Origin of the sequence: Alistipes sp. i18-0019-D1, assembly GCF_042852885.1 — a bacterium.
Lineage (GTDB): Bacteria > Bacteroidota > Bacteroidia > Bacteroidales > Rikenellaceae > Alistipes.
Genome location: NZ_AP031424.1, coordinates 3,751,231 through 3,777,303, shown reverse-complemented (window position 1 = coordinate 3,777,303; position 26,073 = coordinate 3,751,231). Strand labels below are relative to the sequence as shown.

Below are 26,073 nucleotides of genomic sequence, written 5' to 3'. Positions count from 1 at the left end.
CAATGAGAAGAATTAATAAATACTTATGGCTGATCGCTTCGGCCGCTTTCTGCTCCTGTCAGTCCTATGATGCCGACGACCACAAGTTCGGTAATGTGGTCTACCTCGACGTGGCGGAAACGACTGACGTGCAGACGGCAACGATCAAAAACACGCTCGATGAACTCGATCGGACATTCTCCGCAACGCTGGCTTATCCGTCCGGTGGCGACGTCACGGTCTCCATTGCAGTCGATCCATCGCTCGTCGATACCTACAACGCCCGTCACAACACCTCGTGGCCGATGCTCGATGCGAAATACTATTCGCTTTCCGACGAGCGGGTAACCATCCCGGCCGGCAAGACCGCTTCGGATGCCGTGACGCTCCATCTGCAGGAGTTGCTGGGCGAGGGCGAAGACCAGACAGGTGCGCTGACCCTCGATGCTACCTATCTGCTGCCCGTGACGATCACGAATGCGTCCGTTCCGACGCTGGACAGTTCTTCGACCGTCTGGTATGTTATCAAACGATCGTCGAACATCACTACGGCAGCGCAGCTTACCGACAACTGGATCAATTTCCCGACACTCGACAAGGATACGGAGCAGGCGATGGCCCTCAACAACTTGACGGCCGTGACCTACGAGGCGTTGATCTATATCGACAAGTTCGCCACCTCGGCTCTGAACTCGGCCGGTGTCGCCAACCCCGTCAGCATCTCCACCATCATGGGTGTCGAGGACTACCTACTTCTGCGTATCGGCGACACGAATTTCGAGCGCCAGCAGCTGCAGTTCGACGGTTCGGGCAGCGGTTCGGCCTTCGGCAAGTTCCCGGGTCGTGATGCCGGCAAAATCCTGAACGAAGGCGTATGGTACCATATCGCATGCACTTATGACCAGGCGACGCGCACGGTACGGATTTTCGTCAATGGCGAGTTGCAGAGCGAGGGCAAGGATATGGGGCTTGCGTCGATGAGCGACGACACGCGCATCAATCTGGCCATGCGTGCTTTCTACGATCGTTACCTCAATAATCCGACGCCGGAGAACGAAGAAAAATACGGCGGTTGGGCCGATGCCCGCCAGTTCTTCATCAGCTATTCCTACGACGCCTACCGCCCGCTGAACGGCAAAATCGCCGAGGCCCGTGTCTGGTCGGTAGCCCGCACGCAAGAGCAGATCCGGGAGAACATGTACGAAATCGCCGATCCCGAAAGCGACCCGACGCTCGTCGGTTATTGGAAGTTCAACGAGGGAGCCGGCAATACGATCAAGGACTATTCGCGCTACCATAACGACGGAGAAGCCGAGTACGATCTGGTATGGCCCGACGGTGTGGAGATTCCGAAAATTAACGAAACGGAGGAGTAAACTATGAAAACAAGGATAAATAATGTAAAGAAGGGAATAGTGACGCTTCTTTTCGCGGCGGTCATCGCGGGCCTTACGGCCTGCGAGACCGATCCCGTGAAATCGCAGCGCGGAGAACTTCCCGACAAAGATTTGTTGGAGAATACCTATGTCAAAATCCGCAGCATCAAATCCCCGACTGAATTTGCCGTTGTCAATCTGTCGGAGGGAACAACAGTAACAGAAGATCGAATTTACTGCCGGCTGACCCGCCCGGCAGAGAGAGCGATGACTATCACGGCTGCCGTGGACGAATCGCTGGTCGAAGCCTGTAACGAGGAGTACGGTACGGATTTACTCCCGTTCCCGGCAGGGAATGTTACCATTGCCGGTAACGGTACGATTGCCGTAGCGGCGGGAGAGCGTATCTCCGACAAAATTCAGGTATCGTTCAAGTCGGACGGACTGGCTGCCGGAACATACCTGCTGCCGATTGCGATCTCATCGAATGATGCGGCTCTTACGGACGGAGGCAAGGCGGTCTATTACGGCGTGAAAGTCCGTGGGATTGATATAGGCGACTACGAACTGGATACGGATTACCTGAACGTATTCTATCTGAACACGACCGAATACCAGCCGCTGTTGGCCGACATTTGGATATTGCAGAAAACCGAAGCCATGCCGCCGTTCAATACGCTCTGGGAGCGGACTTACGGCAATATCGTCAATCTGCGCATCGTGCAGATAGGTTACGAGGCCGATACGGAGCGTGCCTTGTTGGTGCTTAACTCTGACATACGCTATGTGCTGGAACATGCGGACAAGTATATCCGTCCGTTGCAGGACAAGGGGCGCAAGGTCTGTCTTTCGCTGGAGGGAAATGGCTCGGGACTCGGATTCTGCAACCTGACCGACAGCCAGATCGCCGACTTCACGGCGCAGGTGAAAGCCTGTCTGGAGTTGTATGATCTGGATGGCGTGAATTTCTTCGACCGCAATGCCGGTTACGGTCAGGTGGAAGGAATGCCGGAGATGAACACGACTTCCTATCCCAAGCTGATAAAGGCCATGCGCGAAGCCATGCCCGACAAACTGCTGACGCTGGCCGATTACGAAGAGCCGACCGAATATTTCGGGGACACCGAGGCGACGGGCGGCATCGAGGTCGGACAGTACCTCGATTATGCATGGTCGGGATATATGTCGGAGAGCGAGGATATCCAGTTGCTCGATCCGTGGGAAGTAATCGACCTCACACCGGGCGATGCGGCCGATTTGGGCATGATGCTCCCGACGACGAACCATCCGCGCCGGCCGATCGCCGGACTTTCACCCGAAAATTTCGGATACTTCGCTGTGCCGTGGTATCCGGCGGCAAGCGATTTCCTGATGACGGCACAAGGTTTTATGAATGTGGCCATCTGGGATATGATGGGCTATGCGCCGAACAATACGATCGTATGGGCCGACCTTATCTCCAATCAACAAAATGAGTATGAAATGTCTTGGGGCATGGTTCCGGGTATGTTATGGGCCATATTCGGCGATGAAGCTATGGATGGAACGTATATGTATAATGTCCTCGTAAATAACGATCAGGGAGGTTTACACTACGGAGAGTTGGCGAAAGACTGGTAAAAACGATAAAATACGGATTTGCATCGTGCAATCACAAATTACAATCACCATTTTAAAATTATTAACTATGAAAAAGACTTTATTTATTACGACTCTGCTCCTTTCCGCGGGTGCAATGTTTACATCCTGCAACAAAGACGTGGAAAATCCCGACATGCAGGCACAACCGGAAGAAACGGCTCAGGTAACGCGGGCCTACGGCGACAAAACACCGCTGATCGAGGTGTATTACGAGATCAACGACACCAATCCGCTCAACGCGTTGTCGTACGAGATGAGCGGCAAGAAATTCATCGATCTCGTACAGCTTTTCGCTTCGAATATCCAGAAAGACGCGAATGGTGATCCCTGCATTTTCTTCAACGACAAGCTGGCTCCGGTGATGGCTGCGAAGGCGACCTATATCGAGCCGTTGCAGAATGCCGGAATCAAGGTGATTCTGAACGTTCTGGGCGACCACAAAGGGATCGGCATCTCGAACCTGACGGATGACCAGATCGAGAAGTTCGCCGCTATTCTCACCTACATCGTGAAGGAATACGGCCTGGACGGAATCGGATTCGACGATGAATATGCCGACTATTCGACTCCCATTGATCCCACTTCGGCCAGCAAACTCGTTCTCAAACTGCGTGAGAAATTCAATGCTGAATTCCCCGGCGAACGCAAAATCATCCAGATGTTCGAATGGAATTATGCGTCTAACATTTCCGCAGCGGCAGGTGCGGAGATCGATTTGGCCGACCACGGATTGTTTGGCCCGAATGTTTTCCAGACTTCCAGCGCATTCGCCGGCGTAACGAACGATCGCTGGTGCCCGCAGGCTATCCAGATGGGACAATCGTACAATGCAATTTACCTGAATCAGATCAAGACCCGCTCCTCGCAGGCTGCCAGCGGCAACTACGGCGGTATTATGATGTTTAACGTCCGTAAGGCATCGAATGTCAATCCGCTGCCTGTATTCCAGAAGATCGCAGAAGGTGCATTTGGCGCAACTGTAACTTATACCGGTACGGAGTATTCTCAGGATTGGACATTCAACCCTGCGGGATACACGATTACTTATGCAGATATTCAGTAGCACTCACTCGATGTAAATCCGTATAGGATAGACGTTAGGCGACGTCATCTGGCCCGTGCATCGACCGAAAGGCGGTGTACGGGTTTTTCTTTAAGTTAAATGGAAAATAAATGGATTTTGCAAAGGATGTAACGATAGCGCGATTTAAACACTCGATTACTAAAGAGTAAATTCAAAGTTATTCATACTGCTTTTATCATTTTTCGGTCTATTATTTCGTCATTAGTAACGGTCATATGCATTGATGACATAGGTAAGTGACAATCTCTATTATGTCTGTATCTAAAAAATATTTTAATCGCATATGATTAAGAATATTGCAATGTGACCCTATAGATACGGAATCCTGTCTTATGAAAACGCTTATTCATACCCGTATATACGCGTTGCTAACTCAAAATGAATCGAATCCGTCGGAATTAGCCCATGCATACGAAGAGTTTATCGAGACGATGACCGAGATGGTTGCTAATTTCGATAACCGGGATGATATTTTGAGAATACTGTATTACAGCCGGGTTGAATTCGACGTATTGTCCCATCCATCGTTTAATCGATATTCGAACAATGTTTTAAGGACGACGTTCATCTATAAAATCATGTATATTCTGGATTGCGAAATCAATATCGTCAGCAATAGTACGAAATATAGCTCGAACCAAGACTATTCGTTCCCTTTATCCTATCAGGACGGCGAGTTGCTGTGGACAGGGACGCAGCAAGAGCTGCTGGAGCTTGCCGTTGCCCTTCATAAAAACGGGATTATCATGTACGGCAACCGCAAGGCGCGTTTCATCGAGATCGTCCGTGCCTTGTCTTCTACATTCCATATCACGATCAACGATGTCTATGTCAAGAAAACCAGGATGCTTGACCGCAGCACGGCGGTCACACCTTTTCTGGATAAATTGAAAAAAGCCTATGAGCAAGTCGTCGAAAGACACCTGCGATAGAGAGAGCGGAGACCTGTCAAGGACGAGAAAATCAGAAAGTTTTTCTCCGTTTGCAAAATTTCAACAGGTTATTTTTCAGTTGATTATATTTTCATACTTTACAAAAAACTTTTTGATTTTTCCCGAGAGGCATCCGGAAAAGTGTACTTTTCAGTGATTTTGTATTATACATTTGCAGCAGAAAGCGACGCATAGTGCATCGCTGCATTCAAAATCCAAATAACATGAAAAACATCCTTTTAGCCGTTGCAGTCTTCGCTGCCGCATTCGTTTCCTGCAACAAGGAGACCGAAGTCGTACCTTCCCCCAATTCTTTCACCGATGGGGCACGTATCGCACTTACGCTTACCGATGATGCCGCCGACACCCGCTCCTTCTTCGATTCGACAGCCTCGGCCGAGGCATGAGAGTCTTCGTTGTCGTCACTGTCGATTTTCGTCTTCGATAATGCCGACAACTTCGTTATTCGCCGGGATTTAACATCCAGCGAGCTGGCCGCGAAATCGGCGACATTCTCCCTACCTAAATCTCTTGCCAGCACCCCCTGCTCATTCTACGCCATAGCGAACTACGACGCCTCGTCGGCCAAGACCCGCGCAGCCCTTACGGCCCTTGTGGAGAAGTCGGCCGCCGACTATAACGGCACCTTCGTCGAGGTGTCCACCGCAGCCAAACGTTCGGGCGGCTTCGTGATGTCGGGCATGAAATCGCAGACCGTCGGGGCCATGAACTCCACGACCAATGTCGGCATCACGCTCAAGCGCACTGTCGCTAAAGTAGCTCTTCAGACGACCATCGACCCGTCGTTCGCCGACAAATATGCCGGAACGCTTACCATCAACTCGGTAAAACTCTCCAAAGCCGCCTCGCAGTCGCTCGTCGTGGTCGGAACGCCGACACCCGGGCCCATGACCTTCAGCCACACGCAGACGCCCGCCATGGCTTCGGGAAAATACAATGCGCTGTTCTACTGTTTCGAGAATGGAGCTTTGCCCGCGGGCAGCCGCGTTCTGCTGGAAATTAACGCCACATACGATTCGGATGGCAACACCTCGACTACGGACGACCGCTCGGAGGTGACCTACTCGGTCGAGTTGACGGGCAAGGCCGCGGGCGAGATTCTCCGAAACGGCTACTACCGTGTCGCGGCCAATATCACGGGTCTTGTAGGTCAGGATTGCGCCGTATCGGTCACCGTCGCCGATTGGGAGACGCCCGTGACGCAGAACGTCGAACTGGGGGCATAGCCCTCTTGTTTTGGCAGCTCCCGTCCCTCGCGGGCGGGAGCTGTTTTCAATCCCTTTTTCAGATTTTTCCGACTATGAAAAAATATCTGTTGATACTCGCTGCCATCCTGTTGCTGTGGGGCTGCATCGCCGAGGACAGGACAGAATGTACAAATCCCCGCGGTGTCTTCGTCAGCCTGACGGTACGGCCCGAAAGGATGTCCTCCGTAACCCGCTCTGCGGATGAAACGGCCATCCGCGACCTGAACCTCTACCTTTACGACGATAACGGCAATGTTGTCCTGCACCGTTACCAGACCTCCGCAACGCTGCGTTTCGAATGCCTGCCGGGCGATTACCGGATGTGCATTGCCGCCAATCTGGGCCGCGATATGGGCGAAAACCCGACATGGGAAGATTTCACCGTTACACACGCCGACAAGTACGATGTATTGCCTATGGCCTATGAGGGCGATATAACGATAATTCCCTCGGCAGACGGGATGCTGACGCTGCCTGCCGTCGAAGTACAACGCTGCGTGTCGAAAATCTCCTATAACATTACCGTTGCTCCGGCCGTTGCCGACATCGAACTGCGTTCCGTGCAGCTTCTTTCCGTACCGCGTTCTGTATCTGTGTTCGATATGGCGGCCGCACCGTCGGATGATCCCGACGACTATACGGATTGTCCGGAGGTGGAACTTTCCGGACAGCAGGCCGCGGGCGACTGCTATCTGCTACCCAATATGCAGGGAACGGTGGCGGCCATTACCGACCAGCGTCAGAAGAACCCGGAGAATGCCCCCGCGAATGCCTCGTATCTGCTGATCCGCGCCGTGCGCGGGTCGAAAGTATTGGCTTATTATATTTATCTCGGAGGAAACAACACTTCGGATTTCAACGTCCGGGCGAACGTACACTACCGGTTCAACATCTTGATCCTGGGCGACAGCGAGGTCGATACCCGCATTAGCAGCTATGCCGTCAATGTGCATGATACCTACGAAGAAAACTCGGTCGGCGGATATTGCACCTACAATCCGTTTCAGATGCTCGCTGTGGAGATCGACGGAAACCCCGCACCCCTGACGCTTCGGGGACGTATCGGTGTCGCGCAGGGCAACGCCGGAGCGTTCTGTCTGAACGGTTCTCCCGTAGGCGAAGGCCGCGACCTTACGCTTCCGGAGCAACCCGGCCCCAATGTCTTCGGCGTGAACTACGCTCCGGGAATCTATACGACAGTCAATTCGCAGGTGGTCTATACCGTCACGGTCGAGGATGATGCGGGATTTGCACAGTCGTTCGACATCGGACACCGCTTCGCCAACCGCCTCGACGTATATATTCACCCCGCGACGGCTGAAAACGGGAACGGTACGGTAACCGTCGCCGGAGCGTTGTATGACGCTGAAACTTCTTCCCTGACGCACGACCGGGTCGTCCTGTGCCATGAAAAGGGATGCACGCTGACAGCCGTACCCGAAGCCGGATACCGCTTCGAGGGATGGTATTCGGCAGCCGACTACAAGACACGGCTTTCGACCTCGGCTTCGTATGCCTACATTCCGACCTCGCCCGAAGCCGCGATCTTCCCGAAATTCACGGTCAATACCCGGCCGCTCGACGACGGGGGCACGGCCAACTGCTATATCGCGCCGGAGTTGAATACCTCCTATTCGTTCGACGCTACGACGATGGGCAACGGCCGTGCAACGACGAATATCCGCCCGGAGCCCCTGCGGGGTGCGGAAGCACGGGTGCTTTGGGAAACGGGCACGACCCGCGGAGCGATCGTCGAAAGTGCGGAGCTGACCGGCGACGGACGTATCGTATTCCGAACCGGCATGACCTGCGGTAATGCCGTGATCGGTCTTCTCGACAGCCGCGGGGTATGCATATGGTCGTGGCACATTTGGTCGGTGGATTACGAGATCGAGGCCACGGCCCAGACCTACGCTTCGGGAGCCGTCTTTATGGATCGCAACCTCGGGGCCCTGGCTACGGACTGCACGCAGGCCGCTGCCAAAGGACTCTATTACCAGTGGGGCCGCAAAGATCCGTTTTCGTATCCGGCGCTGGCCACGGACGCCTACACGCAGGCTCCGACCGTCTATGCTCCGGGATTCGAGTATGCTGAAAGCAATCCCCGAACCTCCGGAACTGAATCGCCTTACGACGTGATGACCCTCGAATGGGCCACAGCGCATCCAACGACCTATATGGACGGTGTATTTTACGAGGATTGGGAAGAGTGGACGTCGGTCGCCGACTGGCTCTACGTCCATCACCCGAACCTCTGGGGCAACGTCACGACCGGGAAGAACAATATCAGCCGCACCAGCCATAAATCCATTTACGATCCCTGCCCTCCGGGATGGAAAGTGCCCGGTGCTGAGGATTTTGCGGGAATAGAGCGGATAGGCGTATCGGCACCTTATTACGTTACAATCCGCTGTAACAGCACGCAGACGGCGAAAATACCTTTGGGCGGAACATTCTACGAAGGACGTTACGACCGCAACGGGTCGCTCGGAAGGCTCTACACGAACGCTCCGTATTATCTTCACTGGGACGACCTGACCGGCGTGTTCCATGACGTAGCCTGCACCTCGATCCTATTCGATACGAGCAACTACCCGCCGTTCGTCAACACAACGGATTTTTACCGCTATGCCGCCAATCCGGTGCGCTGCATCCGGGAATAAACCGAATTAACTTTCAACAATGAACAAACAACGAATCATACTGTTCCTGCTGCTGTCGGCGGCCTTGTGGGGTCTGCCCCGCAGGGCTGCGGCACAGATCTTCGCCGTAAGGGCCAATGCCCTCGCGGCATGCAGCGCGACGCTGAACGTCGGGGCCGAAACGGCCCTGACGGACAACTGGTCGCTGGAGCTGTCCGGCTATTGGAATCCGGTGCAAACCGCATCCCTCTCGATGAACTTCCATGCCGTGCAGCTCGGCGGCCGCTATTGGTTCTACGAATCCTTCGTCGGGCACTTTCTCGGGCAGCACCTCACTTATGCCGACTACGACCTCGGAAGCCGCACAAAACGCTATAAGGGCAATGCCTATGGCCTCGGTGTCAGCTACGGGTATGCGTGGATGCTCTCGAAACGCTGGAATATCGCTGTAGAGGCAGGAGTCGGGCTTTACCGCACGAAGGACACACGCCGCGACCCGACCGTCTCTGACTGGGAGGATGAATACATCTACCGTTACCGACGCTGGACGCTGGCGCCGACAAAACTGGAAGTCTCATTCTCTTATATCTTTTAGCCATGAAGATATGCAATAAGATATTGCAGATAGGTCTGCTGTCGGCAGCGCTCGGAAGCCTGTTCGGCTGCTCGGTAGCCGGACGGCTTCAGCGGCAGCAGATGACTGCCTCGCTCTCGCAGCTTACCCGCGCCGAACGGCAGGAGCGGCAGCAGGACTACCGCCCGCAGGTCGTAAAACTCCAGCGTGACAGCAACACATTCTTTCTTGCACCCGTGGATACGCTTGCCGACGGAGAACGCGTGATGGCGCTTCAGATCGAGCAGGTGACTGTCGTGGCGAAGATGCGGTCTATTCCCGAACGCAACGGGCGCGTCGTGCTGGATTTCATCGTGACGCTGCCCAAGCAGTTGTTGGGCAAGAGCCGCAGCGTCGTCATTACACCCATTCTGCACAAGCCCGACGAATCCGTGGCGCTCGAAGATCTGGTGATCCGCGGCGGCCGCTTCTCGCTGCTGCAAGAGCGCGACTACTGGCAGTATGAAACCTATGTCGAACGCTTCCGCCCCGACACTGTGGGGCGCGAGGCGGCCTTCAACCGCTTCGTGAAGTTTCCCTATCCGGAGGACGCACGGCTCGACTCACTGGTCGAAGGACGGAGCACCGTTACGTATTACTATTCCCAAGCAGTGAAAACCGACGAGACCTCGAAGAAGATGCTTGTAACGCTTCAGGGACAGGTCTTGGCCGTGGACGACAGCGCCTATCGTCTGCCGCCATCCGATACGTTGAGCTACATCGTATCCTCGATGCTCTCCTTCGTAGATACCATACCGAGGTATCGCATCAAGGTCGTCGACAAGTTCGTGACCGTCGAAGATCGCAACTACATTCAGTTCTTCGTGGGCGATACCCGTGTGGTCGATACGCTGGGCGATAATCGGCGGCAGCTGGACAAGATCACCGGCCTGATGCGGCAGATCGTCGAACAGCAGGAATTTTGGGTCGATACCATCACGCTGACGGCGGCATCGTCTCCGGAGGGAGCCTATGCCTTCAACGACCGGCTCTCGCAAGGAAGGGCCGCGGCGCTCAAACGCTATCTTGTCCGCCGATACGGCAGAAGCATCGACACGATGCTGACCGTGCGGTGGGTGGCCGAGGACTGGCAGGAGTTGACAAACCGCATCCGAACAGACCGGGAGATCGTAAGCCGTGACGCTATTCTGGAGCTGATCGTCGCAGAAAAGAATCCCGACCGGCGGGAGCAGGCCATCCGGCAGCGGTTTCCGAAAGAGTATGCCTATATCCGTTCGGTGATCTACCCGCAGCTGCGGGCCGTGAATTTTCGCTACAGCCTGCGCCGCAAAGGAATGGTCAAGGATACGATCCATACCACGGAGCTGGATACGGCCTATGCCCGCGGCGTGGAGCTGTTGCAGAAACGCAAATACGCCAAAGCCTTGTACATTCTCAACGACTACAACGACCGCAATACGGTCGTGGCGCATCTGTCGCTGGATCATAACGAGCGGGCGATGGAGCTGTTGGCAACGATGCCCAAGGATGCCGTGACGGAGTATCTGCGGGCCATCGCCTGCTCGCGGCTGGGACGCAAGGCCGAGGGCCGGGAGCATTTCCTCGAAGCATGCCGCTTGGACGGGCGTATGGAGTATCGGGGCAATCTCGATCCGGAGATTGCTGAACTCTTAAAACAATAGTCATGCGGATCGGACTGGTGGATGTGGACGGGCATAACTTCCCGAACATAGCGCTGATGAAACTCTCGGCATGGCACAAGCGCCGGGGCGATACGGTGGAGTTCACCGATCCCGCGGCGAGGCGTTATGACAAGGTCTATATGTCGAAGGTCTTTACCTTTTCGCGCGATTGTACGGATCGCTACGACTGCGAGGTCGTGCGTGCCGGGACGGGTTACAGGGACTATGCGACGATTCTTCCCGAAGAGATCGAACATATATGCCCGGATTACTCGCTTTATGGGGTCAAGGAAGCCTATGGGTTTCTGACGCGCGGATGCGTGAACCGCTGTTCGTGGTGCGTCGTGCCCCATAAGGAAGGTGAAGTCCGGGCACACGCTGACATCGAAGAATTTCTCGACGGGCGTAAGCGTGCCGTGCTACTCGACAACAATGTCTTGGCTTCGGAGTGGGGACTTATGCAGATCGAGAAGATCGTCCGCATGGGCATCCGGGTAGATTTCAACCAAGGACTCGATGCCCGGCGTATCGCCCGCACACCGGAGATCGCTGCGCTGCTCGCACGGGTCAAATGGATACGTTTTCTGCGCATGGCCTACGATAGCCGTGCCATGCAGGATGACGTTCATAAAGCCATAGAACTCCTCCGTAAGCACGGCGTTCCGGCCCGGAAGCTCTTCTTCTATGTGCTGATAAGGGATGACTCCGAAGATGCGCTCGGACGTATCCGGGAGCTGAAAGCGTTGGGGTGTCAGCCTTTCGCGCAGCCGTACCGGGATTTCGAACACGAGGGGAAACCCTCGCGGGAGCAATGGCGGCTGGCCTACTGGTGCAACCGCAAGCCGCTGTTCTACTCCGTGGATTATGAGGAATACCGAAAAAAACGAACTTAACAATCGAACTTATGAACAGACTGAAAATCAAATATGCCGTCGCGTACGGCTTTCTTGCAGCAACGGCGGTCGCGCTTATCGCATCGCTATTTGCAGGCTGCCATGTCTATGAACATGAAGAGGTGGAAATTATCCGCTGCCCGGTGATCGAAGCCGATACGATCGACATTCCCGGCTGGGATAAGGAAATCGCAACCCCCGAATTTTAACCGCTGTCACGATGAAAAAACTGTTGATTTGGCTCCCGGGCATGCTTTCGATGCTCGCAGCCTGCACCGAAGCGGTAGAGATACCGGCTCGGGCGCCCGAAAAACAATCGCCCGTCAGGGTCGAACTGCATCTGACGACCGAGCAGCAGGCCGCCACCCGCGCAATGGATGAAAATTGCATTCGGGATGTGAATTTGTATCTATACGGAGATACAGAATATCATTTTTATTTCCCCTCCGTTTCCTCGCCGCTGGTGTTCAACGTCCTTCCCGGCAATTATCAGAGCTATGCGATTGCGAACGCCGGGCAGGATCTGGGGGATAAAAATGCGTTCAAGATCCAGTTTTACGAAACGGCAGTGGACGTGATGGAGTCTTCGGACGCTATCCCGATGACGGATCGGGGAACATTGGCCGTCGATGGCGCTGGCCGGTGTACCCCCTCATCGCTTCGCGTAACGCGCAGTGCGGCGAAGATCGCCTATACCATCGAGGTCGCCGACGCCGTCGCACCGTCGCTCCGTCTTCGCTCTGTGCAGTTCTGCAATCTGCCGCGGACGATACGTCCCTTCGATTCGGGCAGTATTTCCTCGACGGTCGAGGCGAACTACTATGACGGCGAGGCGATGCCTGTCGGCAATGAACGGAGAACCGCGGGTACAGCGTATCTTTTCGAGAACTTGCAGGGCTCGGTAGACACGATCACCGACCAGAAGGACAAGTGCCCTGAAAATGCTCCGTCCTGTGCCACCTACCTGCGGATTCTCGCGGAACGGAGCGCGGACAAAGCCCTTGTCGAATACATCGTTTATCCGGGTGAAAATAACACGTCGGATTTCAATGTCCGCCGAAACACGTGGCATAATCTGGAGCTTGTTATCAGGGGCGAAGATGAGATCGACAACCGGGTTCTCGTCTACGACGGCCTGTATTACGGAACGGCGAACTGCCATATCTGCACCGGCGATCAGGTTACGTTCGATGTTACCCCGTATCGCACGTCCCGCAGCCGCAATTACGCCTATCTGGGAATCGAGGCGGGCAATGAATACGCTCCGGCATCCGCCGGGCTGCTGTGGCAGGACAATAAGATCATTACAGGATTCACGCTTGCGGACAACCGTCTTACGGTGCACACGAACGGTCAGCGGGGCAATGCGCTCGTCGCGGTGTACGATGCCGGCGGGACGATTCTCTGGAGCTGGCATATATGGTGCCTGCCCGGCGACCGGCCGCAGGACGACCGGTATACGAACCGGGCGGGCGAACAGTTCCTTGTCATGGATCGGAATCTGGGGGCCATCGGTACGGATTTGAAAACCCGCTACGGCCTGGTCTACACATGGGGGCGCAAAGATCCCTTTACGTCGAACGAGGTCTACAACGCCGCAGGACGTAAGGATCGGTTCATAAACCATTGGCCGACAATCTACACCTCGAACGGATCCGAAGCCAAAACATACGATCTGACCTATATGACCCGGCACCCGACGACGTATGTCTATACGGGGTGGTACGCCAAACTTTATACCTATTACGACAATGCCCTTTGGGGCGATCCCGCGCCTGTGGACACTTACGGTTGGGCGAGTGCGAAAAGCGTGCATGACCCCTGCCCCGAAGGGTACCGGCTGCCGAGCCGTTATACATGGACGGCTTTCGAGAATTACGTTTTTCCCGGAGAACCTTATGTGGTCGGAGCGTTCGACAACGGCTATTGGTTCCAGCGCTTCAGGGGAGATACGAAGGGGACGTTTTATCCCGTACCGGTCGGGAACGACGATTTTTGGCTGGATCGTGACGGCGTTGCTGTCATGTTGACCGGGGCGGTATCCGAACCGACATCCGCTACGCCGTATCCGACCGTCTATTTCAAATTCGAGATCAACAGCGGGTGGACGAATTTCGAAGGCGGAAAAGGTAAAGGGCTGGTGCGTTGTGTCAGGGAATAGACATTATTTCCGATTCTGTCTTGTAAAATCCTCTGAAATTTACCGTTCATGTCCCGAATCGCAGATTTTTTAGACCGCCTCATGAGGCGCAAGATTCCGGCGAGTGTTTTCGTTACGATGAACCCGCAGATGCAGGCCGTGCGTATCGCCGTCCGAGAAAACGGACGTCAGTCTTTCGAAGATTATATACGCGAACAGGTTGCCGCCTGCTCCCGTTCATCGGTCGTTCCCGACCACACGCTGCTGCATCTGACCTTTCCCGACAGCAAAGCGATTCCGTCGCGCCGAAGTACGACGAACGAGTATTTTTACGGGAAGCTGGCTCCGGCTTTTATCCGGCAGGATATACACCCCGAACCGGCCGTTTCGCTCCGGGATGCGGCTTTCGCACTCTCGAAAGGTCTTTCGCCCCTCTCTCCGGCAGGGCGGCGGGAACAGCTGATGCGCGATCCCGAATACCGGAGATTTACGATGCATTGTGCCCGTACGGCGCCCGACGATGCACCGCTCTATCGGGCTGTAACCTCTTCGCTGGGAACTTATCTCTTCAGCGATACGCCCAAGGGCCGGCGGGCCATGTACTGCTATATGCAATACATGACGGATCGTTTCTTCGGAATGCGGACTGATGCAGATACGCTGAAAATCTATGAATTGAAACATTTGCCGCCCCGAATTGCCGCGATGGCGGACAAGTGTATCGACAAATTCGTGAAAAGCGACCTGAAAAGCGAGTATCCGGGACTGGAGAGATCCCGATACAGTTTTACCGAGGAGAAGTGGATTCCGACATCGGTACTTTCGGAAGGCGTATGTTCGGCAGCATATTCCATATCGCCGTGCTACGAGGACTTCGAGAGGTTCGTTGCCGGGAACCGGACACAGGTATCGTCAGGCAATCACGATCTCGCAACGCTGTTGTATATCGCGGAAAACGGGTACGCCGCATCTGTGGCCGACGACGGGTTGCATCGTTTCAGACATCGGGAGTTCTTCTCCGAGGTGGCGTCGAAACTCCGGGATTGCGACCGGGCGCGTATGGGAAACCGGCAATCGACGCACGACTTCGGGTACGGTGCCTTGCAGCAGCAGGCCCGTGAAATCGCAGCGGGTATTCTTCGCACGGAATACAACATTCAGAACGGGAGATTCCTGACGGAATACAAAGAGTCATCGCCGGATGCAAAACAGCATGTTTCCCTGCCCGGAACGGGCACCGTAACCAAAAGGCGGGAAACGGAACGCAGGCTGCGGCATTCCCGTCCTGTCAGCGGCAAACGTGCCGCAATAAAAATATAACGGATATGCGGGAAGACCGGATACGAAGTATTTACCTGACGCTCGACTGAACGCTGCATGCCGTACGTTTCGCTGTCGGAACGAACGGCGAAGAGGGTTTCAGGCATCACATCTCCGAAGAGTTGAAAAAGACGATACCCGGACGGGCGCTCGAAAACCTGTTCTATCTGCAATACGATCTGCCTCCGGAAGCATCCTTCCATGCGACGACGGAAGAAGCGAAGCGGCCCGATGAACTATACATGCGGAAATTATTGCCGGAATTGACTCGTCTGAAGTTACAGCCCCGTCATGTCGTGGCGAATGACGAGGTGTATTATGCGGCGATGAAAGGCGTAATGCTCTTTACACCGGAAGCCGAAAAGCTGATGCTGACGGAGGATTACTTTTCGGCACGACGGCAAATCCGGCTGTGTGCACCGGATTTGAAACGACGGAATGAAACACGACGGTATCCGATGCCGGTGCTTAAATTATACTAAATACTAATTCATAAAACATTCGACTTATGGAAGTAACCATGATGGAAAACGACGCCTATTTGGAACTGAGAAGGCGTCTGTGCGGCCTGTCGGTTGCCGTAACGGAATTGTATCGTAAGGTAGCTCCGCCCACACGGGAGAAATGACTCAGCACGCCGGAAGTATGCGAGGCACTGCATATCTCGCAGCGGGCTTTGCAGAATTATCGCGATCGGGGAATCATCCCGTATTCCACGATAGGTTCCAAATTCTATTACCGGGAGACCGACATCGAACGCGTCATCCGCGAAGCTCTGATCCGCAGATAGTATGTCGGACATTATTACGAAGCGATCCGAAGAGTTCAAGGAACTGACGGATTGGATGGTGCAAACCACGCGCGAGATCGAAACGGCCATAAAACATCTGCGACCGACGATCGGTCAGGAGCATTATCTGACCGGAGATGAGATTTGCAGACGCTTCCATGTGTGCAAACGGACGTTGCAGACCTTGCGGGATACGAAAGCGATTCCCTATACGACGCTCGGCGGGAAAATCCTCTATCCCGAATCCGGTATCTTCGAGGTGCTGAAGAAAAACTACCGCGACTTCCGGCCCTGGAATAAGTAAACGAACGGCGACCAGACTGATCTGGTCGCCGTTCGTTTAGGGTTAAGCCTCTTTGGAAAGCAGCCGGGTCGTAGGCTGTGTGAGTTCATACAGATTGCCGATGCGCTGCGTAAGAAGACGTACGTCTTCCTTCATCTTGTTGGCGGTTAATTTGGCGTAGATCTGAGTCGTCGTAATCTGCTTATGTCCGAGCATCTCCGAAACGGTCTCGATGGGTACGCCTTTCTCCAGCGTGACCGTCGTTCCGAACGTATGCCGACCGATGTGCGTCGATAGGTTTTTGGTAATGCCGCATTTTTGGGCAATACGTTTTATCGTTGTACACATACTTTTCCGATCTTTCACGGGAAAGACCCGCGTTTCGTCGATTTTACCCGGATATCCTCTATATCGTTCGATAAGCTCTTGCGCAATGGGCAGCAACATGATGTGATAAGGCGTACCGGTCTTCTGACGGCGATTATAGATATATTGTTCTCCCGTCGGAGTTGTTACGATATGATCGTAAGTCAGATTCTTCAGATCTATATAAGCCAGTCCGGTGAAACAACAGAAAATAAACATATCCCGCACGGCCCGCTGCCGATGATAACGCAATTCTATATTCATAAGCCGTTGTATTTCTTCGTCGGACAGGAACATGCGGGGCTTATAATCCGGAGCACATTTGAACGCCAGAAAGGGATGACGGTCTATACAGCCTTGCTCAACGGCTACATATAAAACACATTTCAACGTCTGGGTGCGTTTGAAAGCCGTTGTCTTGCCGCAATGTCCGTCTGAGAGCATCCATGCGTAATATCTTTCGATGAACGTAACATCCAACTCCTTCAAAGTCACATCTTCCAGTTTTTTCAGAACCAGATACCGCACCAGGCAACGGCGTTCTTCCATCAGCCTATCGTAAGTACGTTGCGCTCTGTCACGTCCGATTCTCGCTTTTATAGAATCGGCATGGTAGTCGAAAGCTGCGATAAGCGTTTTATATCGGTCGCCGAAACCATGGTAAGCATTCTTGACCTTATTGGCCGTGACATACGCATCACGGTCGCAGATCGACTGATAATGTTTGGTGATTTGAGCCTTGATGTTTTCAAGCATCTGGTGAATTTCGCGCGAAAGCGTATTTCGTTGCGATTTCAGATAATTGGTTTTCTCATCCCATAGCGCCGGGTCGATATTCAACTTGCAACTGAAACCGGCTTGCGTGCCATTGACCGTGATGCGGCCCATGACCGGAACTTTCCCGTCTTTCGAGATTTTATCCTTTTTCAGATAAAACAGAACTTTGAACGTACTTTTCATAACTCAACAATTTTTAATGTGACAAAGGTATCGGTTGTTGAGTTCTCAAGAATTACGTATATTTGCGCAAGAAATTGTAATTCAGTCGCATATATGCTATTGTAAAGCAATTCGACGGGGTTACGATTTGGTAACGAAACTCCCGTCGAATTCTACTTTTTCAGGCTCTTCTGCCTGAAATTCGTGCAAAAGACAGATTTTATATATCTTGATTATCTGCGTTTTACACTTTTTACCTCCCCGTTCTTAAAAAACACTCATCCCCGACGGGAGGGGCTTTTTTTTACCAAATGTTAACTTTTGCCCGGCCTGAAGCGAGTATCTTTGCACTCCAAAAAATGAATGCGATGAAAGACAGTATCGATTTCGGCAGCATGGAGATTCCGAGACTTTTTCGGAAACTGCTGATCCCCACTGTTCTGGGGATGGTTTTCTCGGCCGTTTTCGTGATTACGGACGGGATTTTCGTGGGGCGCGGCATCGGCAGCGACGCGCTGGCCGCCGTCAACATCACCGCGCCGCTGTTCCTCATCAGCACGGGCGTCGGGCTGATGTTCGGCGTCGGGGCGTCGGTCGTGGCGTCGATCCACCTCTCGCAGAGGAAGGTCAAGGCGGCGCGCATCAACGTCACGCAGGCCGTCGCGGTGTCGTCGCTGCTCCTGGCGGCGTACAGCTTCCTGATCACTTTCTACGCCCGTGAGGTGGCCCTGCTGCTGGGCAGTTCCGAGCGGCTTCTTCCGCTGGCCGTGGAGTACATGCACTGGTTCGCGCCGTTCCTGCCCTTCAGCGCGCTGTTAAGCTCGGGCATGTTCTTCATCCGGCTCGACGGGTCGCCCAACTACGCGATGCTTTGCAACGCCGTTCCGGCGGTCATCAACATCGTGCTGGACTACGTTTTCATCTTCATCCTCGGCTGGGGCATGACGGGCGCGGCGCTGGCCACGAGCCTCGGTTATATCGTGGGTGCGGGGATGATCCTCGGCTACCTGGGACGCCGCCGCAACGTCGTGCGTTTCTGCCGTGTGAAGACGAGCCGCAAGAGCATGCGCCTGACCCTCCGCAATGTGGGCTACATGTGCCGGCTGGGGCTGTCGACCTTCCTCTGCGAGGGGGCCATCGCCACGATGATGTTCGCCGGGAACTACGTCTTCATCCGCTATCTGGGCGAGGACGGCGTGGCGGCGTTCAGCATCGCCTGCTACTTTTTCCCGATCATCTTCATGGTCTACAACGCCATCGGACAGTCGGCCCAGCCGATTTTGAGCTACAATTTCGGCGCGGGAAACAGCGCGCGCGTGCGCAAGGCCTTCCGGTTGGCGCTCCTGACGGCCGTGGTGGCGGGGCTGGCGTTTTTCGGCGTTACGGCGCTGTTCAGCCGTTGGATCGTGGCCATGTTCATCGACAGTTCCTGCCCCGCCTACGCGATTGCCGTCCGGGGACTTCCGCTCTTCGCTTCGGGATTCGTTTTCTTTGCGGTGAACATCGTCTCGATCGGTTATTTCCAGAGCGTCGAGCGGCCCCGCCCGGCGATGGCCGTGACCGTCCTGCGCGGATTCGTCTTCATGGCGGCGTGCTTCTTCGGACTGCCCCTGCTGTTCGGCGTGGAGGGCATCTGGCTGGCCGTGCCGCTGGCCGAGGTGCTCACTTTCGCGGTCGTCGCGGCGATTTACTGGCGGACCCGTTTAAGAAGCGGGTTTTAGGAGGATCGCGGCGTAGCTTTGCCGCTGAAACGAAGCCGGGAATTTGTTTTTTTGCTATCTTTACCGCCTCAAATCTGTAAGGCATGGAGGCGTTTATCGAGAAATTCAGCAGGAAATACAACCTGTCCGCGGCGGACTGCCTGCGGCTGATCGGGCTGATGGAGCGGCGCGTGTTCCGCAAGGGGGAGTGCGTCGTCCGTCAGGGCGAGCGGAATTCCGATTTCTACATCGTGAGCCGCGGCATCTGGCTGGGACACTATTCCGACGACGGCGCGGATGTCTCGGTCTGGTTCGCCGGCGAGGGAGAGACGCTCTTTTCGACGTGGGGCTACGTGGGCAACGAGGTTTCGAAAATCTCCATCGAGGCGATGTGCGACGCCGAACTCTACGGCATCTCCAAAGCCGACCTGGAGGTCTTCTTCGCCGAATCCGCCGAGACGGCCAACTTCGGGAGGCGGCTTTTCGAGAAGCAGTTCCTGGCCCTCGAAAACTGGATACTCTCGGGCGGCGCCCCGCGAGCCGAGGAGCGCTATCGGACGCTGATGGAAGAAAGCCCCGAACTGCTGCAATACGTGCCCCTGAAGCACATCGCCTCCTACCTCTGGATCACGCCGCAGTCGTTGAGCCGCATCCGGGCCAAACTGGGCAAGAAAAAGGGTTGACCTTTGAGGTCAACCCTTTTTTTCGACATCCGACGGCTGCCACCCGCCCCCGAGGGCCTTGTACAATCCCACGAGCGCGAGGTGCTCGTTGCGCACCGCCTTGCTCTCCTCGACCTGTGCGTCGAAGAACTTCCGCTGGGCGTCGAGCACGTCGATGTAGCGGATCACACCGTTGATATACTGCAATTTGGCCAGCACGACGTATTGCCGGGCCGCCTCCTTGAGGTTGAATTTCAGTTCGGCCGTCCTGCGCATGTTGCGGTAGGCCGTCACGGCGTCGTTCACCTCGCGGAAAACCTCCAGCACCTTCTGTTCGTAGGCCAGCCGCGCCTGGTCGTAGGCCGCCAGTGCCGCGCGGTATTTCGCACGCTTCGATCCGAAGGCGAACAGCGGCGCGGTGAGGTTGCCGACGGCGTAGGAGAAGGGCGAGTTGATCAGCCCCTTGACCGCGTCGTTTTCGAGTCCTCCCGTCAGCGAGATCGTCAGCCGCGGGAACCGGTCGGCATAGGCCATGCCTGCCGCGGCCATCGCCGCCTTGAGGTTCTGCTCGGCCTGCCGCACGTCGGGACGGCGTTGCAGCAGCGTCGAAGGCAGGCCCACGGGCAGCGAGTCGGGCATCCGGACGTTCATATCCATCTTCGAGCGCGCCACGCGCGAGGGATAGTCGCCCGCGAGCACCGAAATCTGGTTCTCCTTCTGGGCGATGCGCAGTTCGAGGTCGGGAATCAGCGCCGAGGCGCTCGCCAGTTCGACCTTCGCCTGCTGGTAGGCCGTCTCGGAGGTCAGTCCTCCTTCGAAACGCAGTTTCGCCTGGCGCACGCTCTCCTCACGGGTCTCCGCCGTGCGGCGTACGACGCCCAGTTCGTGGTCCAGGGCCACCAGTTCGAAGTAGGCCGTGGCGACCTCGGCGACAAGCGTCATCTGTACGGCGCGCGCCGCCTCGACCGAGGCGAGATATTCCGCCGCGCCCTTGCGCTTGGCCCAGCGCAGGCTGCCCCATAGGTCGGCTTCCCAGCTCAAGGTGGCTTTGACGCTGAATTCGGCGTCGCTTTTGTGCGCTTCGCCGTAGTAGTCGTTGGTCTCGTTGTCGGCGAGAACCAGTCCGCCGAGCGACGGCAGCTGCGCCGCTCGGCTCACGCGGTAAAGCTCCTCCAGCTGGCGGATGCGCGCTTCGGCCGAGAGCATGTTGCGGTTGCGGTCGAGCGTGCGGCCGATCAGCCGGCAGAGCGTCGTGTCGGTGTAGACCTCCCACCACTTCCGGTCGCTCAGCGTCAGCGTGTCGCTCTGCCCCGCGACGATCTCCGCGGGCATGTCGAGCTTCGGAGCCTTGCACTTCTTCTGCACGGAGCAGCTTCCCGCCGCGAGCAGCAGAAGCAGTCCGAGGAGATATGTTGCGCTTCGTTTCATCGTGTTGTCCATTTTTCTTTCAGTTTGTAAACCCAGACGAAGAAGAGCGGTACGAAGACGATGCCCACGGTGATCGCCACGAGCATGCCGAAGAAGACGCCCGTGCCGATGCCCTGGCGGCTGGCCGACCCGGGACCGCTGGCGAAGACCAGCGGGATCATGCCGAGCATGAAGGCCAGCGAGGTCATGACGATGGGCCGGAAGCGCAGGCGCGCGGCCATGATGACGGCCGTCAGCGTATCGTGCCCCTTCTCGACCGCGTCCTTGGCGAACTCGACGATCAGGATGGCGTTCTTGGCCACGAGGCCCACCAGCATCACCAGTCCGATCTGGAAATAGATGTTGTTCTCCAGCCCGCACGCCCAGTTGCCCAGATAGGCGCCGATGCCGGCGATCGGCAGCGAGAGGATCACCGCCACGGGGATCAGCCAGCTCTCGTACTGCGCCGCGAGGAACAGGAAGACGAAGAGGAAGGCCAGTGCCAGCACGTAGCCCGTCTGCCCGCTGACGTGCTTCTCCTGATAGGAAAGGCCGCTCCATTCGACGCCGATCGTCGACGGCAGGTGGCGGCGTGCGATCTGTTCGAGAATGGCCATCGCCTGCCCCGAGCTGTATCCCTGTGCCGCCTCGCCCGAGATGGTCGCCGCGTTGAACATGTTGAAACGGCGGATCGTGCCCGGTCCCGTGGTGTAGGAGGTCGTGCCGAGCGCCGTGATGGGAATCATCGCCTTGTCGGCGCCCCGGACGAAGAACAGCCCGAGGTTTTCCTGGTGGGCGCGGTACGGGGCTTCGGCCTGGATGTAGACGCGGTAGATGCGGTTGAACATGTTGAAGTCGTTGACGTAGACCGATCCGGTGAAGGTCTTCATCGTCGAGAAGATGTCGGCCATCGGCACGCCCAGCATCTGGGCCTTGTCGCGGTCCACATTGAAATAGAGCTGCGGGATGTCGTTCTGTATCGACGACGAAAGACCCGTCAGCTCCTTGCGCTGCGAGGCGTAGTGCAGCAGCGTGTCGACGGCGCGCTGAAGATCGCCGTACGAGGCGTTTCCGCGCGCTTCGAGCACCAGCTCGACGCCGCCCGAGGCGCCCAGTCCCGGGATCACGGGCGGCGTCGAGAGGTAGACCTTGCTTTCGGGATAGCGGCGCATCTCCCTGCGCACGCGGTCCATCAGTCTGCGGATGTCCGAGGTCTTGCGTTCGTCCCACGGCTTGAGGATCACCGTCAGCTGGCTGCGCGACTGGTTGGTCCCCACCCGCGGGCTGGACCCGGTGACGTTGAGCACGTATTCCACGTCCTCCTGCGACATCAGGTATTTCATGGCGCGTTCCGTCACGCGGCGCGTGCGTTCGAGCGTGGCCCCTTCGGGAAGTTCGAGTTCGACGGTGAAATAGCCCTGGTCCTCCTGGGGCATGAAGCTCTGGGGAACGGCCTTGTTGAGCACCCACAGCGCCACTAACGTCAGCCCGAACAGCGCCAGCATGCGTTTCGAGTGGCGCACGCCGCCGCGGATCATCCTTTCGTAGAACTTGTTGCCGCCGGCCAGCCAGAGGTTGATGCGGCGGAACAGACGGTTCTTCTTCCGTCCCGTGTCGGGGCGCAGGATTAGGGCGCAGAGGGCCGGAGAGAGGGTCAGGGCCACGAAGGTCGAAATCAGCACCGACACGGCGATCGTGATGGTGAACTGCCGGTAGAGCTGGCCGGTGATGCCCGAGAGGAAGCTCACGGGGACGAACACGGCGCACAGCACCAGCGACGTGGCGATGATGGCGCTGCCCAGTCCGCTCATGGCTTTCTTCGTGGCCTCGTAGGGCGAAAGCCCCTCTTCGTCCATCGTGCGTTCCACGGCCTCCACGACCACGATGGCGTCGTCCACGACGATACCGATGGCCAGGATCAGGCCCAGCAGGGTCATCATGTTGAGCGAGAAGCCGAAGGCCAGCATCACGCCGAAGGTTCCGATCAGCGAGATCGGCACGGCGATGGTCGGAATCAGCGTCGCGCGCCAGTTCTGCAACGAGAGGTAGACCACGAGGATCACGAGCAGCAGGGCTTCGAACAGCGTGTGGTAAACCTCCTTGATCGACTGTGAGATGTAGGAGGTCATGTCGAACGGAATTTCGTAGGAGATTCCCTCCGGGAAGTTGCGGCTGATTTCGTCCATCGTCTCCCGGACGGCGCGCGCGACCTCCATGGCGTTGGCGCCCGGCAGCATGTTGATGTTCATTACGGCTGCGTTGCCGCCGTTGATGCCGCTCTCGGTGCTGTACGACGAGGCTTCGAGCGAGACGCGCGCCACGTCGCGCAGGCGGATGAGCGATCCGTCGGGGTTGGCGCGCACGACGATCTCCTCGAACTCCCCGACCGACGAAAGACGGCCGCGGGCGGTGATCGGGATGGTGACGTCGAGGTCCGTGATGGGCTGCTGGCCCAGCACGCCGGCCGCCGATTCGCGGTTCTGGTCCTTGAGCGCCTTCTGCAGGTCCTGCACCGTCAGCCCGAGGTTGGCCAGCCGGTCGGGCTGCACCCATATCTGCATGGCGTAGTAGCGGCTGCCGACGTTCGAGACGCTGCCGACGCCCTTCACGCGGCGCAGCATGTCCAGCACGTTGAGCGTGGCGTAGTTCGAGAGGTATATTTCGTCGAACTTGGGGTCGTTCGACAGCAGCGTGATGGTCATCAGCCGGCTCGACGCCTGTTTCTGGACCGAGATGCCGTTCTGGATGACTTCGGCCGGGAGGCGCGCTTCGGCCTCCTTCACGCGGTTCTGAATCTCGACGGCCGCCAGGTCGGCGTCCGTGTCGATGTCGAAGGTTACGGTGGCGGAGAATCCGCCCGAGTTGCTGCTCGTCGACTCCATGTAGAGCATGCCGGGGGTTCCGTTCAGCTCCTGCTCGATGGGCGTCGCCACGGCCTGCGTCACGGTCTGGGCGCTGGCTCCCGGATAGGAGGCCGAGATCTTGACCACCGGGGGCACGATCCGCGGATACTGGTCCACGGGGAGCATCACCAGTCCCAGCAGGCCGACGATCACGATGACCACCGACAGGACGGTTGAAAACACGGGCCGGTCGATAAAGAAATCCGATTTCATGGCCCGCTATTTTTCGGAGGTCTCCGCCTCGGTTGCACTACTCTTTTCGGGGGCCGGCACGGGGTCGACCTTGTCGCCGTGCGTCAGTTTGTGGAAGCCTTCCACGACGATCTTCTCGCCGGGAACGACGCCGCGTTCGACGATCACCCGGTTGTGTACCTCGGGGCCGAGTTCGATCAGGCGGCGTTCGGCGATGCTGTCGGGGCGTATGACGAAGACGTAGGCGCCGCCTTTCTCGATGACGACCGATTTGGCCGGCACGACCGTGGCGTCCTCGCGCACGTCGAGCAGCAGGCGCACCTTCGTGAACTGTCCCGGCAGCAGGATGCGGTCGGGGTTGGCCATCTCGGCGCGCACGGAGAAGGTTCCCGTTTCGGGGTCGACCTGCGGATCGGCGAAGTCGACCAGTCCGCGCAGCGGATACTGCGTGTTGTCGGCCAGCGTGATGGTGATGTAGGGGTCCCACTTGCGGGTGGAGTCCTTCTGGCCCAGGTTGACGTTGCGGGCCTTGCTTTTGAGGTAGTCGAGTCCCGTCATGCTGAAGTCCACGCGCACGGTGTCGCTCTTGACCACCGTCGCCAGCAGCGATTTGCCGTTGGGGCTTACGAGCGTGCCGATGTCGACGCTGCGCTCGGAGATATAGCCCGACAGCGGCGAACTGACGGTCGTGTAGCTCAAGGCGGTTTCGGCCTGCGTGAGGTCGGCCTCGCTCATCGCCACGGAGGCCGTGGCGCTTTCGTAGGAGGCGATGGCGTTGTCGAGGTCCAGCTGGCTCGCGGCGTTCTGCTCGTAGAGCGGGCGGATGCGTTTCAGGTCGCGGTCTGCCTTGAGCGCCATGGCTTTGTCCTTGTTCAGCTGTGCCTTTGCCTTGTTTACCCGGGCTTCGTAGAGCTTGGGGTCGATGATGAACAGCGGCTGCCCCTTCTTGACGTAGGTTCCCTCCTCGAAGAGCATTTTTTCGAGGAAACCCTCCACCCGGGCGCGGATTTCGACGAACTGCTGGGCGCGGATGCGGCCTACGTATTCGCCGTAGAGTTCGATGTCGTCGGTTTCGACAGGTTCGACCTGGACCACGGGCAATATGGGCTGTACGGGTTCGGGGCGCAGCCACCACCAAAGCCCTCCGGCAATCAATACGGCGATTGCGGCCAGGATCAGCCAGGTACGTTTCGACAGACGGCGGATTCTGCCGCCCGCCTCTCCGCCGAGTTGCAGCGTACGGCGGCCGGCACGGGCCGCCTGCTGCACGATTTTCTCGCGTGATAGTTTCATGTTGTTT

Annotated in this window: 21 protein-coding genes and 1 pseudogene; 18 read left to right on the top strand and 4 right to left on the bottom strand. The window is 56.7% G+C overall.

The features are described 5' to 3' along the window. Nucleotides 1–2: 2 nt before the first annotated feature. From ACGHP5_RS15780 to ACGHP5_RS15705, 16 genes and pseudogenes are all read left to right on the top strand, one after another. Entirely contained in the window at nt 3–1,355 is a 1,353-nt protein-coding gene (locus ACGHP5_RS15780) for a DUF1735 and LamG domain-containing protein (protein WP_141417902.1), read from the top strand. Between the two features lie 3 nt (nt 1,356–1,358). Continuing rightward, nucleotides 1,359–2,975, top strand: a complete 1,617-nt coding sequence (locus ACGHP5_RS15775) for a BT_3987 domain-containing protein (protein WP_390567653.1) — start codon at nt 1,359–1,361, stop codon at nt 2,973–2,975. A 67-nt stretch (nt 2,976–3,042) separates the two neighbouring features. Beyond that, on the top strand, nt 3,043–4,059 hold the full coding sequence (locus tag ACGHP5_RS15770; RefSeq protein WP_117506997.1) for a glycosyl hydrolase family 18 protein: 1,017 nt from the start codon (nt 3,043–3,045) through the stop codon (nt 4,057–4,059). Nucleotides 4,060–4,412: 353 nt separating this feature from the next. Next, nucleotides 4,413–5,012, top strand: coding sequence for an RteC domain-containing protein (locus tag ACGHP5_RS15765; protein WP_015547825.1), 600 nt, complete (start codon nt 4,413–4,415; stop codon nt 5,010–5,012). 224 nt (nt 5,013–5,236) lie between these two features. Further along, the gene (locus ACGHP5_RS15760; RefSeq protein WP_015547824.1) at nt 5,237–5,419 is read left to right on the top strand and encodes a hypothetical protein; all 183 of its coding nucleotides are present in this window, start codon (nt 5,237–5,239) and stop codon (nt 5,417–5,419) included. Nucleotides 5,420–5,428: 9 nt separating this feature from the next. Next, a complete protein-coding gene (locus ACGHP5_RS15755; RefSeq protein ID WP_276743537.1) occupies nt 5,429–6,259 on the top strand; it encodes a DUF4906 domain-containing protein in 831 nt (276 codons plus the stop codon). A gap of 74 nt (nt 6,260–6,333) precedes the next feature. Next, entirely contained in the window at nt 6,334–8,943 is a 2,610-nt protein-coding gene (locus ACGHP5_RS15750; RefSeq protein ID WP_390567650.1) for a DUF4906 domain-containing protein, read from the top strand. A 19-nt stretch (nt 8,944–8,962) separates the two neighbouring features. Continuing rightward, on the top strand, nt 8,963–9,517 hold the full coding sequence (locus ACGHP5_RS15745; protein WP_217729125.1) for a DUF3575 domain-containing protein: 555 nt from the start codon (nt 8,963–8,965) through the stop codon (nt 9,515–9,517). Between the two features lie 2 nt (nt 9,518–9,519). After that, nucleotides 9,520–11,178 carry a hypothetical protein gene (locus tag ACGHP5_RS15740; RefSeq protein WP_390567648.1) on the top strand — a complete coding sequence of 553 codons (1,659 nt, stop codon included), beginning with the start codon at nt 9,520–9,522 and terminating at the stop codon, nt 11,176–11,178. A 2-nt stretch (nt 11,179–11,180) separates the two neighbouring features. Further along, complete coding sequence (locus ACGHP5_RS15735; protein ID WP_117507003.1) at nt 11,181–12,071, top strand: radical SAM protein; 891 nt, start codon at nt 11,181–11,183, stop codon at nt 12,069–12,071. Between the two features lie 11 nt (nt 12,072–12,082). After that, complete coding sequence (locus ACGHP5_RS15730) at nt 12,083–12,280, top strand: hypothetical protein (RefSeq protein WP_015547821.1); 198 nt, start codon at nt 12,083–12,085, stop codon at nt 12,278–12,280. Nucleotides 12,281–12,291: 11 nt separating this feature from the next. Further along, nucleotides 12,292–14,232 carry a DUF4906 domain-containing protein gene (locus tag ACGHP5_RS15725; protein ID WP_390567645.1) on the top strand — a complete coding sequence of 647 codons (1,941 nt, stop codon included), beginning with the start codon at nt 12,292–12,294 and terminating at the stop codon, nt 14,230–14,232. Nucleotides 14,233–14,280: 48 nt separating this feature from the next. Then, on the top strand, nt 14,281–15,531 hold the full coding sequence (locus ACGHP5_RS15720) for a DUF6047 family protein (protein ID WP_259295430.1): 1,251 nt from the start codon (nt 14,281–14,283) through the stop codon (nt 15,529–15,531). Nucleotides 15,532–15,653: 122 nt separating this feature from the next. Further along, nucleotides 15,654–16,013, top strand: a complete 360-nt coding sequence (locus ACGHP5_RS15715; RefSeq protein WP_117507006.1) for a hypothetical protein — start codon at nt 15,654–15,656, stop codon at nt 16,011–16,013. Nucleotides 16,014–16,171: 158 nt separating this feature from the next. After that, nucleotides 16,172–16,321, top strand: a pseudogene (locus tag ACGHP5_RS15710) (helix-turn-helix domain-containing protein); the annotation flags it as partial. Nucleotide 16,322: 1 nt separating this feature from the next. Beyond that, nucleotides 16,323–16,625 (top strand): helix-turn-helix domain-containing protein, encoded by a 303-nt coding sequence (locus ACGHP5_RS15705; RefSeq protein WP_117507007.1) that lies wholly within the window; start codon nt 16,323–16,325, stop codon nt 16,623–16,625. A gap of 42 nt (nt 16,626–16,667) precedes the next feature. On the opposite strand, the gene ACGHP5_RS15700 is transcribed toward ACGHP5_RS15705, so the two are convergent. Further along, complete coding sequence (locus ACGHP5_RS15700; protein WP_117507008.1) at nt 16,668–17,930, bottom strand: site-specific integrase; 1,263 nt, start codon at nt 17,928–17,930, stop codon at nt 16,668–16,670. Nucleotides 17,931–18,277: 347 nt separating this feature from the next. Here ACGHP5_RS15700 and ACGHP5_RS15695 point away from each other — a divergent pair, with 347 nt between their 5' ends. After that, nucleotides 18,278–19,630, top strand: a complete 1,353-nt coding sequence (locus ACGHP5_RS15695; protein ID WP_390567642.1) for an MATE family efflux transporter — start codon at nt 18,278–18,280, stop codon at nt 19,628–19,630. Between the two features lie 83 nt (nt 19,631–19,713). Continuing rightward, on the top strand, nt 19,714–20,292 hold the full coding sequence (locus ACGHP5_RS15690; RefSeq protein WP_290531934.1) for a Crp/Fnr family transcriptional regulator: 579 nt from the start codon (nt 19,714–19,716) through the stop codon (nt 20,290–20,292). A 9-nt stretch (nt 20,293–20,301) separates the two neighbouring features. Here ACGHP5_RS15690 and ACGHP5_RS15685 read toward each other — a convergent pair whose 3' ends face one another. Genes ACGHP5_RS15685 through ACGHP5_RS15675 form a run of 3 tightly spaced genes read right to left on the bottom strand, consistent with a single transcriptional unit; the run spans nt 20,302 to nt 26,066 of the window. Next, nucleotides 20,302–21,699: an efflux transporter outer membrane subunit gene (locus ACGHP5_RS15685; protein ID WP_390567640.1), complete on the bottom strand. Its 1,398-nt coding sequence runs from the start codon at nt 21,697–21,699 to the stop codon at nt 20,302–20,304. Beyond that, nucleotides 21,696–24,794 carry an efflux RND transporter permease subunit gene (locus ACGHP5_RS15680; protein WP_290531932.1) on the bottom strand — a complete coding sequence of 1,033 codons (3,099 nt, stop codon included), beginning with the start codon at nt 24,792–24,794 and terminating at the stop codon, nt 21,696–21,698. Before ACGHP5_RS15680 ends, ACGHP5_RS15685 begins: the two co-directional genes overlap by 4 nt. A gap of 6 nt (nt 24,795–24,800) precedes the next feature. Next, the gene (locus ACGHP5_RS15675) at nt 24,801–26,066 is read right to left on the bottom strand and encodes an efflux RND transporter periplasmic adaptor subunit (RefSeq protein ID WP_290531931.1); all 1,266 of its coding nucleotides are present in this window, start codon (nt 26,064–26,066) and stop codon (nt 24,801–24,803) included. Between the last annotated feature and the right edge of the window lie 7 nt (nt 26,067–26,073).